The sequence below is a fragment of the Kribbella sp. NPDC051952 genome (assembly GCF_040680855.1).
Taxonomy (GTDB): domain Bacteria; phylum Actinomycetota; class Actinomycetes; order Propionibacteriales; family Kribbellaceae; genus Kribbella.
The window spans coordinates 185,650-202,747 of sequence record NZ_JBFAXQ010000001.1 but is presented as its reverse complement, the minus strand read 5'-3'; the positions used below and the strand labels follow the sequence as shown (position 1 = coordinate 202,747).

Sequence of the window (17,098 nt, the reverse complement as noted above, 5' to 3'; positions counted from 1 at the left end):
CGCCAGGTGAGCACGAAGGACTGGCTCGAGAAGGACTTCTACAAGGTTCTCGGCGTCTCCAAGACCGCCGAGGCCGACGAGATCAAGAAGTCCTACCGCAAGCTGGCGCGCAAGTACCACCCCGACTCCAACGCCGGTGACGCGTCCGCGGAGGCCAAGTTCAAGGAGGTCTCCGAGGCGTACGACGTCGTCGGCGACCCGAAGAAGCGCAAGGAGTACGACGAGGCCCGCCGGCTGTTCGGTAGCGGCGGTTTCCGGATGCCGGGCGGCAGTGGTCAGGGCGGCGGCGGGTTCAACTTCGACGTCGGCGACCTGTTCAACCGCGGCGGAGGCACCGGCGGAGCTGGTGGCAGCGGGCTCGGCGACATCCTGGGCGGCATGTTCGGCGGTGGCGGCCGGACCACGACCACCTCGTCGACGGCGCGGCCGCGGCGCGGCGCGGACATCGAGACCGAGGCGACGATCGAGTTCGCCGAGGCCGTGAACGGTGTCACCGTCGGGCTGCGGATGACCAGCGACGAGCCGTGCAAGACCTGCCGGGGCACCGGCGCGAAGTACGGCACGGTGCCGAAGGTCTGCCTGAAGTGCGAGGGCACGGGCATGCAGACCTCGGTCCAGGGCGGCGTGTTCGCCATGACCGAGCCGTGCACCGAGTGCAAGGGTCGCGGCCTGGTCGTCGACGAGCCGTGCGAGACCTGCCACGGCTCCGGCCGCGGCCAGTCGAGCAAGACCATGCAGGTCCGCATCCCCGCGGGCGTGCAGGACGGTCAGCGGATCCGGCTGAAGGGCAAGGGCGCGGCCGGCGAGCGAGGTGGCCCAGCGGGCGACCTCTACGTCACCGTGCACGTCAAGTCGCACCGGATCTTCGGCCGGCAGGGCGAGCACCTGACGCTGAGCGTCCCGGTGAGCTTCACCGAGGCCGCGCTCGGCGCCGAGATCAAGGTTCCGACCCTGGACGGCATGCCCGTCACGGTCCGGATCCCCGCTGGTACGGCGAACGGCAGCAAGCTGCGCGTCCGTGGCAAGGGGTCGGTCCGGCGGGACGGTTCGAAGGGCGACCTGCTGCTCACCATCGAGGTGCAGGTCCCGCACGAGCTGAACGAGGAGCAGCGCACGAAGCTGCAGGAGTTCAACTCGGCCTCGGAACACCCTGACCTGCGGGCCGGGCTGTTCGGGAGTTCCTGATGGGCCTCCCGTTCAGCCAGGTGCCGACCTGGGACGACCGCACCCCGATCTACGTGATCTCGGTGGCGGCCCAGCTGGCCGGCATGCACCCGCAGACCCTGCGCCAGTACGACCGGCTCGGATTGGTCACGCCGAGCCGGGCGTCCGGCCGGGGTCGGCGGTACTCGGCGTACGACGTGGCGAAGCTGCGTTATGTGCAGCACCTGTCCCAGGAAGAGGGCGTCAACCTCGCGGGAATTCGGCACATCCTCGCGCTACAGTCGGAAGTGGAAGATCTGCGCAAGCGGGTCAACCAGCTACTGGCAGAAGTCCAGCGCGGCGTTGGTGTGTCGCGACAGAGCACCAACAGCCGGGTCTTCTCGGCCGGCCCGGCCGGCGATGTGATCGCCATGGGCCGGCAGCAGACGACGACCCGCTGGATCCGGACCCAGCCGCTCGAGCTGGGACCGCGCTGACCGGCGCCCGCACCACCGGCCACGAGTCAGCCGCTCACACCTGACCACCGGAGCGTTCCGACACCCCCTCGGAACCTCCGGTTCCGGTGGAGGCCGTCGTTCCCCCGCGACGCCTCCACAGCCGGAGGCGCGCTTCCCCCAAGCGCCCTTCGGCCCCCGCAGGGTGGTCCGTTTCCGGACCGCCCTGCGGCTCTCACGTTCATCCTCCGGACATGTTGTCTGCGGCCCATAGCGGCCTACCCTTGCTGGGTGACTGTGAGTCTGCAGACAGACCGTCTCCTCATCCGGGACTGGGAAGAAGACGACGCCGACGCCGCGCTGGAGATCTACGGCTCGGCCGATGTGGCGCCCTGGCTGTCGCCGGCGATCGACAAGGTCCCCGACGCGGCGAGCATGCGCCTGATCCTGCAGGCCTGGACCGAGGCCCAACCGAACTTCGTCGTACCGGCCGGCCGCTGGGCGATCACCCGCCGCGAAGACGGTGAGGTGGTCGGCGCTCTGCTCATCCGGCTGCTCCCGCCGTACGAGGAGGATCTGGAGATCGGCTGGCAGTTGCGGCCGAGCGCCTGGGGCCAGGGGTACGCGACCGAGGCCAGCCGGGCCTTGATGACGTGGGCGTTCAAGGACGGCGCGGTCGACGAGCTCTTCGCCGTCGCTCGCCCGAACAACAAGCGCGCCATCGCCACCGCCCGCCGCCTCGGGATGGAATGGGTCGGCGAGACCGACAAGTACTACGACCTGAACCTGCAGGTCTACCGCATCCGCGCCTCCGAGTTCAGCCCGTGAACCAGGAGCAACCGGCCGGTCGCCGATCTGCCAGCTGCTACTGACAGATCGGCGGCCTCGGTCGTTGGCTACTTCACGCCGTAGGCGTTGGTGATCTGCTGAGTGATGCTGTTGCCGTCCGCATCGGCCGCGTGCAGCCGCAGAGAGGGCGACTTACCGGCCGCCGAGACCGGATGGGTCACCTTCGCGGTGTATTTGCCGGCGCCGGTCGCGGTCAGGGACACGGTGCTCCAGTGCGTCCCGTCGTACGACATCTCGAGCGTGGGCTTGGCCAGCTTCGCCGTAGTTCCCGACCCCGCCTGGTGTCGCAGACCGAGGTCGATGCTGACCGGCTTGCCGGTCTTGACCTGGCCGGCGACGTTCGCCTGCGGTACGTCGAGATCCACCAGCACCAACGGCATCCGCTCGTCGTCGCCACCCCTGGACCGGAACTTCCAGGTCGTCGCCACCTTCGTGGAGTACTTGAAGACGGCGGGGTTCGAGCCGGCCAACAGGTCGATCGTGTAGTCGGCAGCGTCGGCCGGGACATCGTCGATCCAGCCGCCACTGTCGGTCGTGGACAGGATCTCGGTGCCGTTCCGGGTCACGGTGAGGGCGGTGTCGCCGCCACCGAACCCCGCCGGCATGTACTGGTCCCGCCCGTGGCCGAAGGTGCTGAGCCCGACACTCAAGCCCCCGTCGATCCGGCCGACCATCGAGTTGAGGTCGCCGGCGTAGTCGGGCAGGCCGCTGTTCGCGACCGGCGCCATCCAGCGGTAGCTGGAGCGTTCACCGGGGCGGTATGTCGTCGGCAAGCCCCGCATACCGACGTTGGCGTTGCCGTTGTCGAGCACCAACTGCTGGGTCCACTTGATCCGGTCGGCGAGCACATAGGCAGTCCGCTGGGCCGGGGTGGGGAACGTCGGGATCAGCCAGCTGCCGAATTCGGCGCCCGCCGGGGTCGTCCCGGTCCGGGATTCGGAGACGGGTACGCCAGGCACCTGGCCGCCGAAGGTCTCGTCGATCCGCGCCAGCTGATCGGGTTTGACACTCACCACCGGATGCGTCGGCAACTGGTCCTTCCACGGCACCAGCAGGTCGTAGACGTACGGCGTCACCGCCTGCCCGGTGATCCGGACGCTGACCGGACCGGAGTGCAGCCGGTCGAGCAGCTGCCGGGCGCTCACCCTGGAGGTCCGCATCGCCGGGATCTTCGCCTCACCGTTGTCGCCGAGTGCCCAGTACGGGTACACCGCCCCGTCGCCGGGGACGTCCGCGGTGTAAAGGATCACTGCGGCCGCGCCGGCGTCCTCTGCGTTCTTCGTCAACTCGCCGTTCGGCCCGGAGTTGTCATCGGTCCGGATCAGGGCCAGCTTCCCGGTCGCCCCCGCCAGCTCGGCCGGTGTTCCCGTGCCGCCGTCGAAGACCGACAGGTCCTTGCGGCCGGTGAAGCGCGGACCGAAGTAGAAGTCGAGCACCGGGAAGGACGGGCCGCCGATGATCGACGCCAGGAACGGAGCCTGTTCCAGCCGGGTGCCGTAGCTGAGCTCGGCCGATCCGGTCGTCGGCTTGGACTCCCTGGTCGCCGCGAAGACCCGCTTCGACCCGGTGGCCGAGACTCCGGAGGTCATCGTGCCCCCCGGAGCCGTTCGGACGTACTGCACTCCGGCCTCGCGGGCGGTCAGATCGCCCCTGCCGTGGACACCGACGTCGGTCGTGATCGTCGTCCGGGCGTCAAGGGTGATCGTGGTGTCCTTGCTGACCACGGTCTCGCCACTCGTCACAAGGTCGAAGCGGCTGGGGGTGGTGTCGCTCGGCGCCGTCTGGAGCACCGTCGAGGCGGCGTACCGGCCCGGCGGGACGCGGACCTTGCCGGCGCCGTCGACGATCGGCACAGTGCCGTTCTGGCCGAGGTCGGGCTGTTCGCCGTCGAGCCGGATCAGCAAGAGGTCGCCGTTGGCCGGCGATCCGTCGTGCATGACGGCCTTGACCGTGAGGTCGTACAGCTCCGGCTCGGCGTACCAGCCGAAGGTGGTGACCAGCGGGTCGGCCCCTTCGGCCGTGGCCGTGACCCGACCGGAGTATGTGCCGATACCGGCCGACGCGCGGTCCGCGGTGACGGTGACCTTGGCGTCACCGTTCGCCGGTACGACGAGGTGGTCCGCACTCAGCGTGGGTGTCGCCTTGGCCGGGTCGACGCTGGCGGCGAGCTGCAACGTGACCGGGCTCGCGGTCGGGTTGTGGTACGTCAGGACGCGGCTGACCTCGTCCTTCGCCGGGAACGGCCAGGCCAGCTTGCCCAGTTCGAGTTCTCCGGTGTCCACCGTGACGTCGGTGAGCGTGGCCTGGTCGGCGTCCACGCGGCCCGCGCCCTGTTCGTCGACACGGCTGCCCGGTTGCGGGTCGGCGGTCGAGATCAGCCTGGCCCTCAGGGTGTCGCCCTTCCAATCCGGATGAGCCTGGGCCAGCAGCGCGGCCGTGCCCGCCACGTGCGGAGTGGCCATCGAGGTCCCGGTCAGTGTGGTGTAGTGCTCGTCGACCGGTTCTCCGAGAGTGGTCCCGGCGGCGCGCGCGGCCACGATGTCGGTGCCCGGCGCGGAGATCTCCGGCTTCAACGCGCCGTCACCCTTACGCGGCCCGCGGCAGGACGAGCCGTTCATCGACCCGTCGTCCTGCATGTTGCCTACGGCAAGGGCTTCGTCGGCCGCCGCCGGCGCACTCACGTTGTACGGCTGCGGCGTCGGGTCGTAGCAGTTGCCGGCGGCAATGACGAAGAGGGTGCCGGTGTCCTTGCTCAGCCGGTTCACCGCCTGCGATGCCTCGTCGGTGCCGTCGGACGGGCCGCTGCCGAGGCTCAGATTGACGACCGACGCACCCTGCGCGGCCGCCCATTCCATCCCGGCGATGACGCCGGAGTCGTAGCCGTTGCCGTGGTCGTCGAGCACCTTGCCGTTCAGCAGTGTGGCGTCGGGGGCGACGCCCTTGTACTTGCCGCCGGACGCGGCGCCGGTACCTGCCGCGATGCTCGCCACGTGGGTGCCGTGTCCGAAGTGGTCGACAACATCCTCGGCGTCACTGAAGTTCGCCGTGGCAGCGATACGGCCGGCCAGGTCCGGGTGGGTCGGGTCGATGCCGGTGTCCAGCACCGCGATCTTGACGCCCTTGCCGGTGAAGCCTCGCGCCCAGGCGGCCGGCGCACCGATCTGCGGGACGCTCTGGTCGAGACTGACCTTGACGCGACGGTCCAGTGCGACCCGCTCGACGGTGCCAGTGACCCGAGCTGTCTTGCCAGGGGTCAGCGAGCGCCAGAACGTGCCCGCCGAGTTCTTCTGGACCCGGGTCGCGCGGGCGCCGATGCTGGTCAGTACCCGGGCTCCCGTCGTACCGGGCACAGCGGTGCGGGCCCGACCGAGCGCGGTCTTGGCGCTGCCGGAGTAGTCGATGATCACCGGCAGCGTGGACGACTTGGTGTCGTCGTCGCCTTCGGCGATCAGGGTGGTGACGTCGAACAGGGTCCGGTCGAGGCGGCCGGCGGTGACGTCGGCCGCAGCCGAGGTCGGTACGACGTAGGTGTGGCCGTTCACGTAGCTCGTGAGCGCCGCGTCCGAGCTACTGCCCGGACCGGGCTGGAACGTGACCTGTTCACGTCCACCTGGTGGGGTGGTGACCCGGACCCGGTCGCCCGTGATCAGCGTGAGTGTGGTCGAGGCCGCCTTGGCCTGGGGTCTTGGCGATGGTGGGGTGCCGGCATCGGCGACGGCGGGTGTGCCGAATGCCAGGCCGAGGCCCACGAGGGGCGTTATCCAGCGGAAGGGGTGCAAAGGTCCTCCTGAACCGGGCGGTCCTTCCGGCAGTGACCGGAAGGAGGTGTCACAGGTAGAAACCCCGGCGGCCGTCATACGGTTGACAGTTGCGGCTCAGTCCGTAAATCAGGATCAGCGCGCTGAGCAGATAGGCGTCACCCGCGACTGACTGCACCAAGTTCCAGTCGTATTCCTGGTCGTGCGCGAACGGCATCAACCACGGCAGGCCCACGATGAACACGACCGTCCAGATCGCGCCGATCACGGTACGGCGGCGTGCCCAGAGCAGCGCGGCCGCGGGCAGGGCCCAGACCCAGTGGTTCGTCCATGAGATCGGCGACACGACCAATCCGGTGACCGCGGTCACGACGACAGCCTCGAAGACAGCGCCACGGGCGTGCAACCGCCGTGCCGCGAGCAGCCCGGCCGCGCCGATGACCGTTGCCCCGAGCAACCACAGCGGTACGATCGCCGCCGAGTCTCCGGTGATACGGGCGATCACGCCCCGCAGCGACTGATTGCCGACGTACTGGGCCGGACCTGGACGGCCCGGATCGAAGATGTACCGGGTCCAGAAGTCAGTGGCCGGGCCTGGCGTCACCAGCCAGCCGATCACGATCGTCACGAGGGTCGTACCGGCCGCGATCGCCGCCGCCCGGAACTGGCGGGTGATCAGCAGGAACATGATGAAGATGCCCGGGGTCAGCTTGATGCCGGTGGCGACACCGACGAGGATGCCGCGGTACTTCGGGGGCACATGTCCGAGCAGATCCAGCATCAACAGGGCGAGCAGGATCAGATTGAGCTGGCCGAGTCCGAACGTGGTTCGCACCGGCTCGAACAGCAGCCCGGCGAAGGCGATCCCCAAACCTGTCGCAGTTCCCCAGCGCAGAGTCTTCGCTGTACTCCAGCCGACCACCAGCAATGCCGTTCCGGAGAGCAGCGTCATCAGCAGCCGACCGAACTCCTGGCCGAGGGCCAGGGGTGTCAGGACGATCGCCGCGAACGGGGGATAGGTGAACCCGAGTCCCATGCCTGCGTACTGGTGATGGACGGTGTAGATGTCCTGCCCGTCGATCAGGCCGCGGGCGGCCGCGTAGTACACGCGCAGGTCCGACATCTGGCTGGTCGGCCGCCAGAACAGTACGCAGAGCAGCGGAAAGATCGTTGCCGCCAGCACCAACACCGGGACAGGGATCCGCTGCCGGACCCGTGCCGGAACAAGGTCAATGGTCATGTCTTCGACCCTCGCCGCGCAGCACGTCCCGCCACATCGCGCGCTGGAGTCAACCTGGATCGCTGCCAGGACGGACGTCGTACGCCGGTCCAGGGCACTTTCGAATGACCCAGGTGTCACTCCTGAGAGTGACGGCAGGCGGGCCTGCCGGCCGTCAGAATGGACGCGTGACGGATCGACTGCGAAGCCTGCTGGCCACGAGTTCCAGTGGCGCGGGGATCACCTGGCCGGACGTCGTGCTCGCGGTGGGAGCGCTGGCGGTGACCCAGTACTGGCTCGTGCAGCGCGCCGATTACTGGGCCTACGCGCCGCTGCTGATCGCCGGATTCGTTGCCTTGACCCCGCTGTTGATCGCCGTCCGCCGGATCGATCCGGCCTTGGCCCTCACCGGCCTGCTCGCCGGTGCGTACGGGTGGTCGCTGCTGACCGGCGGAATCGCCTGGCCGCTGCTCGTCGGCTGTCTGCTGGCCGTGTGGTCGCTCCCGACCCGCTGGGGTACGGCGACGGGTCTGATCCTCACGGTGGTGCTGGCGGCCGTCCCGGTTCTCGCGGACGTGAACCGGGAGACACTTGTGGGGCGCGTGTACCTGCACGTCTACGTGCGTTTCGAGCATCCGGACGGATCGATCACCACCATCCTCGGGCTCGCCAGAGTGGCCTGGGAGCGAGTGGCGGCAGCCAGTTGGCCGCGGTGGGTGTCGGTCGCGGTCGTGGTCTGGTGTGTCGCGGTCATGGTCCTGCGGCGACACCGTGGGCTTGTCGCCGTACGCCGTACCACCGGACAGCGAGTGGAAGACCTGCGGGCCGCCCTACTGCGCAGGACCGACACGCTACCGGTCGATGTCCTGATCGGGGTGGCGCTGACTTCGCCGGTCCTGGTCGAGCTGTGGGCGGACCGAGTGCATGGGAACTGGTGGACCGCACCTGGCTGGATGCCCTACGCGGTGGCGTTCGCACCGCTGACGCTCGTGGTCCGACGGCGGTGGCCGGCTGTCCCGACTGTGGTTCTCGCGATCGCGGCCCTGCTGTCGTACTGGCAGACCGATGAGCTCTGGACCATCCTGCTCGCGCTCGCGGTCGCGCTGTACTCACTCGGGACCGCTCGTCCTCCGCTGTACTGGTCGGTGCCGACGGCGATCGTCGTACTCGCCGCCCTGCCGGCGATCGCGGCCCTGATCCGGTATCCGCAAATGGTGCTCCTGTTTCCGAAGCTCGCTCAGCAGCCGTTCATCTGGGACTTCGGGCACCGGCTGCGGAACCTGACCTACGACGAGATGGTCGACCGGCAGTGGCCGATCAGCTTGTCACTGAGCCTGCTCGTCCCGGTCTGCGCGGGCATCGCGGTCCGGCTGTACGGGCGCAACCGTGAGGCGGCCCGTCGCGAGGCGGAGCTGGAGGCGGAGGTCGTCGAGCGGGAGGCCGAGCAGGTCGTGCTGACCGAGCGGTCGCACATCGCCCGGGACCTGCACGACGTCGTGGCGCACGCGGTGAACCTGATGGTGATCCAGGCGGAGACCGGGCCGGATCTGGTCCGGCGCGGCGAAGCCGACGTACTGGCTGGGTTCCAGCGGATCGGTGATGCCGGCCGGCGTGCGTTGGGTGAGCTGGATCGGTTGCTGTCGGCCCTGCGGGACGCCGACGGTGTGCCGGATCCACAGCTGGCTCCGCAGCCGGGGCTGGAGGACCTGCGCCAGCTGGTGACCGACGTCTCGTCCGACCAGCTCCCGATCTCGCTGAACCTGTCCGGCGACCCCACGGCGCCGCCGGCCGGCCATCAGCTCACGGCGTACCGTCTGGTCCAGGAGGGACTGACCAACGCGGTGCGGCATGCGAAGGCGACGGGAGTGCGGGTGACGGTGGAGAGCCGCGACGAGGGCATTGCGGTCGAGGTCGCAGACGACGGCGTGGGCTTCGACCTGGCGACGGGCACGGGTGGACGGCACGGTCTGGCCGGGATGCGCGAGCGGGTGCGGGTTCACCACGGAACGCTGTCGATCGACACCGCACCAGGTGCGGGCACCACGATCAGGGCCTGGATCCCCGGAGTCGCCGAGTGATCAAGGTGATGGTGGTCGACGACCAGGACCTCGTCCGGGACGGGATCGCGATGATCCTCGACGGGCAGCCGGATATCGAGGTGGTCGCGCAGGCGGTCGACGGCGCGGACGCGATCGCCAAGGCGGCCGCCGTACTCGATCTGGCCGTGGTACTGATGGACGTACGGATGCCGGTGATGGACGGGATCGAGGCGACCCGGCGGCTGGCCGGTGGGCCGAAGGTGCTGATCCTGACCACGTTCGATCTCGACGAGTACGTGTACGACGCGCTGCGGGCCGGGGCCAGCGGATTCCTGCTGAAGCGGTCGTCGCGGGACGAGTTGATCAACGCGGTCCGGGTGATCGCGGCCGGCGACGCGCTGCTCGCACCGCCGGTGACCCGGCGGCTGATCGACCGCTTCGCCGACACCCGGCTCGACCCGGCGGTGGCGGCGCGACTCGACGTACTCACCGCGCGGGAACGTGAAGTCCTGGAGCTGGTTGCCAAGGGCAACTCGAATGCGGAGATCGCGGCCGAGCTGCACCTGACCGAGCACACGGTCAAGACCCACGTCAGCCGGATGCTGGCCAAGACCGGCCTGCGGGACCGCGTTCAGGCGGTGATCCTCGCGTACGACGCCGGCCTGGTCTCAGCCGGCAAGTGACTCACAGTCCGCCGGCGATGAAGGCGAGAGTGAGTTGCTCGAACTGCCGTCGAGTGGCCTCCGGTGCGTCGCGCAGCGGCCCCTGCCCAGCCAGTACGGCGAGCCCGTGCACGGTCGACCAGATCGGGTACTCGATGCCGTCCCGCCGGCTGGGGTCGAGCACACCGGCGTCGACCAGTTCGTCGAGGACGGCACGCAGCTGACCCAAGGGTGAGCCATCGGAGTCGGCGTACTCGTGCTGTTGTGGCACCGCGAACGCGGTTGCGAACAGCCCTGGTTCCTCGCGCGCGAACGCGAGGTACGCGGTGCCGATCGCGCCCAGCCGACGACCGGCGGCCGCGGCATCACCATGCTTCCCGCGCACCTTCTTCACGCCCGCGGCCATCCGATCGGCGAGCTCCTGCATAGCAGCCGTGCACACAGCGGCAAGCAACTCGTCCCGATCGGCGAAGTGCCGATAGGCGGCATTCGGTACGACGCCCACAGCCCTCGTTGCCTCTCGCAACAGAACCGCCTCGGGTCCACCGGTCCGCGCCAGCTCGAGCCCAGCGGCGACCAGACCCTCGCGCACCACGCCCCGCGCGCGCCGTCCCGCCTGGCCTGTCATGCACCCGAGGATAACCGATGTGGACAGCGTCCACATTGTTGTTATTGTGGACAGTGTCCACATGATTTCGAAGGAGTAGCCATGACTCGCTTGACGCCCTTGCTCGACCGCAATGAGAAATTCGCTCTGACCTACTCACCGACGACGCTCGGCCTGCCGGCGGTGCCGGTTGTAGTGGTGACCTGCCTCGACCACCGGGTTGATCCCGCTCGGGTGCTCGGGCTTGAGCTCGGTGACGCTCCGGTGATCCGCAATGCGGGTGGGCGGGTGACGCCGGCCGTGATCAACGACGTCGCCTTCCTCGCATTCCTGGCCGAGCAGTGGAGTGGTGGGGCGGACACGCTGTTCGAGGTCGCTGTGATTCACCACACGCAGTGCGGGACCGGCCTGCTCGCGGACCCGGACTTCCGGCAGCGGACTGCGGCCGCGACCGGTCTCTCCGAGGCGGCGCTGGAGGCCTCGGTGGTCGCGGATCCGCAGGTCACCGTGCGGGTCGACGTCGATCGGCTACGCAATTCACCGCTGGTGTCACCCAAGGTGAGCGTTACCGGTCACGTGTACGACCTGGCGACCGGTCTCGTCACCCCACAACCCTGAGTTTTCCCGGAGATTTCTCAGAGTTGAGTGGAATGGACTCAAGTTTGGATAAGTTGTGTCTAGTGACAGTAGTTACGTGAGCTTGAAAGGCTGGAACTAGATGGACGTTCAGCGGTTGACGACGCTGGCCCGGGAAACCCTGTCGGTCGCGATCCGTCAGACCTCCGCGGCGGGCAACCCGACCGTGGAGCCCATTCATCTGTTGTCCGCGCTGCTGGCGCAGCCGGAGGGGGCGACGATCGGTCTGCTCGAGGCCGCCGGCGCAGACCTCGACGCCGTACGCCGGAAGACCGCCGAGCAGCTGAGCCGGTTGCCGAAGGCGAGCGGTGGCAGCGTGCAGGCGCCGAGCCTGTCACCGAAGACGAGTGACGTGCTGAACCAGGCGGAGCAGCGGGCGCTGGGTCTCGGGGACGAGTACGTCTCGACCGAGCACCTCGTGATCGCGCTCGCCACCGTCGAGGGCACCGCGAAGACCGCGCTCGGCGTGACGCCGGATGCGCTGCTGCAGGCGTTCGACCAGATGCGCGGCAACCGCCGGATCACCTCCCCGGAGGCAGAGGGCACCACCAAGACCTTGGAGAAGTACGGCGTCGACCTGACCGAGCGGGCCCGGGACGGCAAGCTCGACCCGGTGATCGGCCGTGACTCCGAGATCCGCAGGGTGGTCCAGGTGCTGTCCCGGCGTACCAAGAACAACCCGGTCCTGATCGGTGAGCCCGGCGTCGGCAAGACCGCCGTCGTCGAGGGGCTGGCCCAGCGGATCGTGGCCGGTGACGTGCCCGAGTCGCTGCGTGGCCGCCGGCTGATCAGCCTCGACCTCGGCGCGATGGTCGCCGGCGCGAAGTACCGCGGTGAGTTCGAGGAGCGGCTGAAGGCCGTGCTGACCGAGATCAAGGAGTCCGACGGTCAGGTCATCACGTTCATCGACGAGCTGCACACCGTCGTCGGCGCCGGTGCGTCCGGCGAGGGCGCGATGGACGCCGGCAACATGCTGAAGCCGATGCTGGCCCGGGGTGAGCTCCGGATGATCGGGGCCACCACGCTGGACGAGTACCGGACCCGGATCGAGAAGGACCCCGCGCTGGAGCGTCGCTTCCAGCAGGTGTTCGTCGGTGAGCCGTCGGTCGAGGACTCGATCGCGATCCTGCGTGGCCTGAAGGAGCGCTACGAGGCGCACCACAAGGTCGCGATCTCCGACTCCGCTCTGGTCGCGGCAGCCACGCTGTCGCACCGCTACATCTCCGGCCGGCAGCTGCCCGACAAGGCGATCGACCTGGTCGACGAGGCCGCGTCCCGGCTGCGGATGGAGATCGACTCGTCCCCGGTCGAGATCGACTCGCTCCGGCGTACCGTCGACCGGCTGAAGATGGAGGAGCTCGCGCTGTCGCGCGAGGAGGACGCGTCCAGCCAGGAGCGGTTGGAGCGGCTGCGCGCAGACCTCGCCGACCGCGAGGAGGAGCTGCGCGCGCTCGAGGCCCGCTGGGAGAAGGAGAAGTCCGGCCTGAACCGCATCGGCGAGGTCAAGGAGCGCATCGACGAGCTCCGCGGCCAGGCCGAGCGGGCCCAGCGCGACGGCGACTTCGAGACCGCTTCCCGGATCCTGTACGGCGAGATCCCCGAGCTGACCAAGGAGCTGGACGAGGCGTCGGAGGAGCCCGAGCTCGCCGACGGCCCGGACGCGATGGTCAACGAGGAGGTCGGGCCGACCGAGATCGCCGAGGTGATCGCGATGTGGACCGGCATCCCGACCGGCCGGCTGCTCGAGGGCGAGACCGGCAAGCTGCTCCGGATGGAGGACGAGCTGGGTCATCGCCTGATCGGTCAGCGCGAGGCGGTCAAGGCTGTCAGTGACGCCGTACGCCGTGCTCGGGCAGGGATCTCGGATCCGGATCGGCCGACTGGTTCGTTCCTGTTCCTCGGTCCGACCGGTGTGGGTAAGACCGAGCTGGCCAAGGCGCTCGCGGACTTCCTCTTCGACGACGAGCGGGCGATGGTCCGGATCGACATGTCGGAGTACGGCGAGAAGCACAGCGTCGCGCGGCTCGTCGGCGCCCCGCCCGGCTACGTCGGGTACGAGGAGGGTGGCCAGCTCACCGAGGCTGTCCGTCGCCGTCCGTACTCGGTGATCCTGCTCGACGAGGTGGAGAAGGCGCATCCCGAGGTCTTCGACATCCTGCTGCAGGTGCTGGACGACGGTCGCCTGACCGACGGCCAGGGTCGTACGGTCGACTTCCGCAATGTGATCCTGATCCTGACCAGCAACCTGGGGTCGGCGTACCTCGCGGACCTGTCGATCGACGACAAGGTCAAGCGTGACCAGGTGATGGCCGTCGTACGGCAGTCGTTCAAGCCGGAGTTCATCAACCGGCTCGACGAGATCGTGCTGTTCGACGCGCTGGGGAGCGAGGAGCTGACCAAGATCGTCGCCCTCCAGATCGAGGCCCTGCAGCGGCGCCTCACGGACCGCCGCATCACGCTGAACGTCGACGAAGGCGCGATGGAGTGGCTCGCGATGACCGGGTACGACCCGGTGTACGGCGCTCGTCCGCTCCGCCGCCTGGTGCAGTCCGCGATCGGGGACGAGCTGGCCCGGGGCCTGCTGGACGGGTCGGTCCGCGACGGCGACACCGTCAACGTGACGCTCAACGAGTCCAAGGACGCGCTGGACGTCGCCAGGAATTGATCCCCAACAGCCGGGTCGCCTCGTGCGGCCCGGCTGTCGGCTTTGTCAGGCCGGGCGGTAGGTGAGGATCGTGACGCCGGTGGGGACGGTCGTTTGGCTGACGAGGGTCAGCTCGGTCCGCGGTGTGCCGGCCGGGAAGAGCTTGGCGCCCGTGCCGAGGACCAGCGGATGCAGGCTGATGTCGAGTTGATCGACGAGACCGTTCTCCAGCAGGGTCCGCAGGAGGGTCGGGTTGCCGTACATCATGATGTCGCCGCCCGGCTCCTGCTTGATCCGCTTCAGCTCGGTCACTGCGTCGCCTTCGAGCAGCGAGGCGTTCCAGGTGAGGTCGTTGGTGAGGCTGGTGGAAGCCACCAGCTTCGGAAGGCTCCGGAGCCGATCCGCGTACGGTCCCTCCGCGTCACCCCACGCCGCGGCGAACATCTCGTACGTACGCCGCCCACAGAGAAAGTAGTCGCACCCCGACAACTTCTCGATCGACCGCTCGACCGCATCCGCATCGAAGTACGCCGACGCCCACCCGCCGAACGGCGTACCGCCGAAGCCGCCCGGGTCCTCCACCACACCGTCGAGTGTCATCAACGTCGACGCGATGATCTTGCGCATGTTGGCCCTCCAGAATCTGCACTGACTACCTGTAGACCGGCTGCACACCCGAAAGGAATCGGGGAGAATAGGGCAGTGACGAAACCACGCGCGGGATGGGCCAACACCACGCACGACTGGGCCGGTTCGGTCGACCACGCCCATCTGCGGCACATCCGTGATCACGCCGACGTCTACGCACCTGGCGGCGTACTCCATCTCGTTCTGGAGGTCATCGCGCACCCGGAGGACGAGGCCGAGGCCGCCGGTCGGCGGGGGAGTTGCACGATCACGTTCCACCCGGACGGATCGATCTCGATCGCTGACAACGGTCGTGGCACCGACACCCGGGTCGACGAGGACGGCAACGTGGTGAAGAAGCCGGTCATGGCGACCGAGGACCTGCGGTTCTTCCGGGACCCGTCCGCGCCGTTGCTCCCCGACGGTCACCCACGCCGCGGCATGTCTGTGGTCGCCGCGCTCAGTGCGCAGCTCACGCACACCAACCGCCGACTCGACGGCGCCTGGACCCAACGCTACGAACACGGCATCCCGGTCACCGACCTCGAGGCCATCGCCCCGGACGGCACCACCGGCACGACAGTGCGCTTCAGCACGGGCGACACTCCGTTGACCGCTGCCGACCTCCAGCCCTACCTGGTGTTTCCGCATCTCGACATCACCGTCATCGGAGCGTGAACCCGGCGAGGTTTGGTCGATCTGGGAGGATCGGGGGCAGGGGCAGCTGGAAGGAACACTTCACCGCATGACCGAGCAGCACGGCGACGACTCGACCGAGGACAGGCCCGGCCCGTACCGCGGCGTCTTCGGCTCCGCCAATGGGCCACAGCCGCCGAGTGTTACGCCGTACAGCGACCGACCGAGCGCGTACGGCGATGCCCCGGGAGCGTACGGCGGTGTCTACGGCGCCGGCTCGTACAGCCATCAGCAGGACCCGCCGAAGCAGGTCACCATCGCGACGATCATCTCGCTCGGCCTGGGTGCACTGTGCGTTCTCCTGGCCGCCCTGGCGCTGACGTCCGCCGGTGAGCAGATCTCCGAGGTCCTCACCGGCTCGAAAGACAACCAGCCCGCCGCGGTGGCCGCCGCGCTCTTCTGCGCCCTCCTCTACGCCCTCCCAGGCCTCTACCTCCGCAAACGCCGAGCCTGGTCCCGCTACGTCCTCATCGGGGTCGCAGTCATGGGCGTCCTAGGCGGCGTCATGTCCCTCCCCGCCGGCATCCTCGGCCTGGCCATCCACGTAACCCTCCTGGTCCTCATGTTCCAACCCCCCACCAAACTCTGGTTCCAACACCGCTGAAGGACCCTTCCGTGGAGATCTGGATCAACCCCGCCTGCTCCAAATGCCAAGCCGCCACGAAGGCCTTGGACGAGGCCGGCGTCACCTACACCGTCCGCCGCTACCTGGACGACCCGCCCACCGCGGAAGAGCTGGCCGCCGTCCTGACCCGCCTGGACCTCGACCCCTGGCACCTGGTCCGCCACAACGAACCGGAAGCCCAAACCCTCCAGTCCCTCCCCCGAGACGACCTCCACCGCCCCGACTGGATCGCCGCCATGATCGCCCACCCCATCCTGATCCAACGCCCTATCCTCACCGCCGACGATCAATCCACAGCCCTCGTCCGAGACCCAGATTCCCTCGCCCCCTTCCTCGACTAACAATCTGCCCCGCCCTGCCCCAACCTGCCCCACCAAACCTGTGGACAGACCCAGCGGCGATGCGGCGATTTCCAGGACAATCCTTCGGGTGTTTGATTCCACCCTCCCCGGCGAGTTCACGTTGTCCGCCTGGGTCGACGAGTCGGTGATCGTTGCGGGGCCTCGGCAACCGGCCGGCACTTACACCGTCGCCGCCGCGATCACCGAGACAGCCGCAGTGAGCGGGATGCGGGACATCATGCGCGGCCTCACTCTGACCAGAGGCGGTCGGTTGCATTGGGTCGACGAGTCCAGCAAGCGCCGGGATCGCATCGCGGCAGCGATTGCCCGGCTCGATCTGTCGGCGATCATCACCGCAGGATCGCCCGTCCATCGTTCGAAGCAGGAGCGAGCCCGGCGCTGCTGCCTCGAGCGGCTGTACTACGAGTTGGCGCTGATCGGCGTGACTGAGGTCTGCCTGGAGTCGCGCACCGCGACACCCGACCGGCGCGATCTGCGTCTCGTCGACTACGCGCGGGACAAGGGCATCATTCCCCGCGGTTTCAAAGTCGGTTTCGCGCGCCCGAGAGACGAACCGATGCTGTGGATCCCCGATGCCGTCGCGGGTGCTGCCACTGCCGCGAGACTTGGTGAACCCCGGTGGTTGCTCGCGATGTCGGAGATCCTGACCGAGCATGAGGTGAATGTCCGCTAGAAAGCGCGAAAGCTGGGTCCCATCCTCCGGTGGGGATCCCAGCTTCACTTCTCACCAAGCAGCACCTGGCGAGCTGCCTCAAGTTTGCCACAAGAGACGACCG

15 protein-coding genes are annotated in these 17,098 nt (G+C 68.6%); 11 read left to right on the top strand and 4 right to left on the bottom strand.

Annotated features, from left to right (window positions below; genetic code table 11):
* Nucleotides 1–6 precede the first annotated feature (6 nt).
* The 3 genes from dnaJ (at nucleotide 7) to AB0L70_RS00925 (ending at nucleotide 2,426) form a co-directional block, all read left to right on the top strand.
* Entirely contained in the window at nucleotides 7–1,185 is a 1,179-nt protein-coding gene (dnaJ, locus tag AB0L70_RS00935; protein ID WP_363678522.1) for a molecular chaperone DnaJ, read from the top strand.
* Complete coding sequence (locus AB0L70_RS00930) at nucleotides 1,185–1,640, top strand: helix-turn-helix transcriptional regulator (RefSeq protein WP_363678520.1); 456 nt, start codon at nucleotides 1,185–1,187, stop codon at nucleotides 1,638–1,640. The genes dnaJ and AB0L70_RS00930 overlap by 1 nt, the downstream gene beginning before the upstream one ends.
* Nucleotides 1,641–1,889: 249 nt before the next feature.
* Nucleotides 1,890–2,426 carry a GNAT family N-acetyltransferase gene (locus AB0L70_RS00925; RefSeq protein WP_363678518.1) on the top strand — a complete coding sequence of 179 codons (537 nt, stop codon included), beginning with the start codon at nucleotides 1,890–1,892 and terminating at the stop codon, nucleotides 2,424–2,426.
* Between the two features lie 68 nt (nucleotides 2,427–2,494).
* On the opposite strand, the gene AB0L70_RS00920 is transcribed toward AB0L70_RS00925, so the two are convergent.
* Both AB0L70_RS00920 and AB0L70_RS00915 read right to left on the bottom strand, forming a co-directional pair.
* A complete protein-coding gene (locus tag AB0L70_RS00920) occupies nucleotides 2,495–6,196 on the bottom strand; it encodes a S8 family serine peptidase (RefSeq protein ID WP_363678516.1) in 3,702 nt (1,233 codons plus the stop codon).
* 79 nt (nucleotides 6,197–6,275) lie between these two features.
* Complete coding sequence (locus AB0L70_RS00915; RefSeq protein WP_363678514.1) at nucleotides 6,276–7,445, bottom strand: glycosyltransferase 87 family protein; 1,170 nt, start codon at nucleotides 7,443–7,445, stop codon at nucleotides 6,276–6,278.
* A 167-nt stretch (nucleotides 7,446–7,612) separates the two neighbouring features.
* On the opposite strand from AB0L70_RS00915, the gene AB0L70_RS00910 reads away from it, so the two are divergent.
* Both AB0L70_RS00910 and AB0L70_RS00905 read left to right on the top strand, forming a co-directional pair.
* Entirely contained in the window at nucleotides 7,613–9,502 is a 1,890-nt protein-coding gene (locus AB0L70_RS00910) for a sensor histidine kinase (protein ID WP_363678512.1), read from the top strand.
* Nucleotides 9,499–10,146, top strand: coding sequence for a response regulator transcription factor (locus AB0L70_RS00905; protein WP_363678510.1), 648 nt, complete (start codon nucleotides 9,499–9,501; stop codon nucleotides 10,144–10,146). The genes AB0L70_RS00910 and AB0L70_RS00905 overlap by 4 nt, the downstream gene beginning before the upstream one ends.
* A 1-nt stretch (nucleotide 10,147) precedes the next feature.
* Here the strand turns inward: AB0L70_RS00905 and AB0L70_RS00900 are convergent, their stop codons facing one another.
* A complete protein-coding gene (locus tag AB0L70_RS00900) occupies nucleotides 10,148–10,753 on the bottom strand; it encodes a TetR/AcrR family transcriptional regulator (protein ID WP_363678508.1) in 606 nt (201 codons plus the stop codon).
* Nucleotides 10,754–10,834: 81 nt separating this feature from the next.
* Between AB0L70_RS00900 and AB0L70_RS00895 the strand changes: the two genes are divergently transcribed.
* Both AB0L70_RS00895 and clpB read left to right on the top strand, forming a co-directional pair.
* Nucleotides 10,835–11,350, top strand: coding sequence for a carbonic anhydrase (locus tag AB0L70_RS00895; RefSeq protein ID WP_363678506.1), 516 nt, complete (start codon nucleotides 10,835–10,837; stop codon nucleotides 11,348–11,350).
* A gap of 100 nt (nucleotides 11,351–11,450) precedes the next feature.
* Nucleotides 11,451–14,033, top strand: a complete 2,583-nt coding sequence (clpB, locus tag AB0L70_RS00890) for an ATP-dependent chaperone ClpB (protein WP_363678504.1) — start codon at nucleotides 11,451–11,453, stop codon at nucleotides 14,031–14,033.
* A 45-nt stretch (nucleotides 14,034–14,078) separates the two neighbouring features.
* Here the strand turns inward: clpB and AB0L70_RS00885 are convergent, their stop codons facing one another.
* The gene (locus AB0L70_RS00885) at nucleotides 14,079–14,639 is read right to left on the bottom strand and encodes a dihydrofolate reductase family protein (RefSeq protein ID WP_363678502.1); all 561 of its coding nucleotides are present in this window, start codon (nucleotides 14,637–14,639) and stop codon (nucleotides 14,079–14,081) included.
* Nucleotides 14,640–14,714: 75 nt separating this feature from the next.
* On the opposite strand from AB0L70_RS00885, the gene AB0L70_RS00880 reads away from it, so the two are divergent.
* The 4 genes from AB0L70_RS00880 to AB0L70_RS00865 all read left to right on the top strand — a co-directional run bounded on the left by AB0L70_RS00880 (nucleotide 14,715) and on the right by AB0L70_RS00865 (nucleotide 16,995).
* Nucleotides 14,715–15,317, top strand: a complete 603-nt coding sequence (locus tag AB0L70_RS00880) for a hypothetical protein (RefSeq protein ID WP_363678500.1) — start codon at nucleotides 14,715–14,717, stop codon at nucleotides 15,315–15,317.
* A 67-nt stretch (nucleotides 15,318–15,384) separates the two neighbouring features.
* Entirely contained in the window at nucleotides 15,385–15,939 is a 555-nt protein-coding gene (locus AB0L70_RS00875) for a hypothetical protein (RefSeq protein ID WP_363678498.1), read from the top strand.
* An 11-nt stretch (nucleotides 15,940–15,950) separates the two neighbouring features.
* Nucleotides 15,951–16,301 carry an ArsC/Spx/MgsR family protein gene (locus AB0L70_RS00870; RefSeq protein ID WP_363678496.1) on the top strand — a complete coding sequence of 117 codons (351 nt, stop codon included), beginning with the start codon at nucleotides 15,951–15,953 and terminating at the stop codon, nucleotides 16,299–16,301.
* Nucleotides 16,302–16,389: 88 nt separating this feature from the next.
* Entirely contained in the window at nucleotides 16,390–16,995 is a 606-nt protein-coding gene (locus AB0L70_RS00865) for a hypothetical protein (protein WP_363678494.1), read from the top strand.
* Nucleotides 16,996–17,098 lie beyond the last annotated feature (103 nt).

Bases quoted from the DNA above. Each gene is read 5' to 3' on its own strand.
- AB0L70_RS00930 (WP_363678520.1), top strand. From the start codon at position 1,185: ATGGGCCTCCCGTTCAGCCAGGTGCCGACCTGGGACGACCGCACCCCG.
- AB0L70_RS00895 (WP_363678506.1), top strand. From the start codon at position 10,835: ATGACTCGCTTGACGCCCTTGCTCGACCGCAATGAGAAATTCGCTCTG.
- clpB (WP_363678504.1), top strand. From the start codon at position 11,451: ATGGACGTTCAGCGGTTGACGACGCTGGCCCGGGAAACCCTGTCGGTC.
- AB0L70_RS00915 (WP_363678514.1), bottom strand. From the start codon at position 7,445: ATGACCATTGACCTTGTTCCGGCACGGGTCCGGCAGCGGATCCCTGTC.
- AB0L70_RS00900 (WP_363678508.1), bottom strand. From the start codon at position 10,753: ATGACAGGCCAGGCGGGACGGCGCGCGCGGGGCGTGGTGCGCGAGGGT.
- AB0L70_RS00875 (WP_363678498.1), top strand. From the start codon at position 15,385: ATGACCGAGCAGCACGGCGACGACTCGACCGAGGACAGGCCCGGCCCG.
- AB0L70_RS00885 (WP_363678502.1), bottom strand. From the start codon at position 14,639: ATGCGCAAGATCATCGCGTCGACGTTGATGACACTCGACGGTGTGGTG.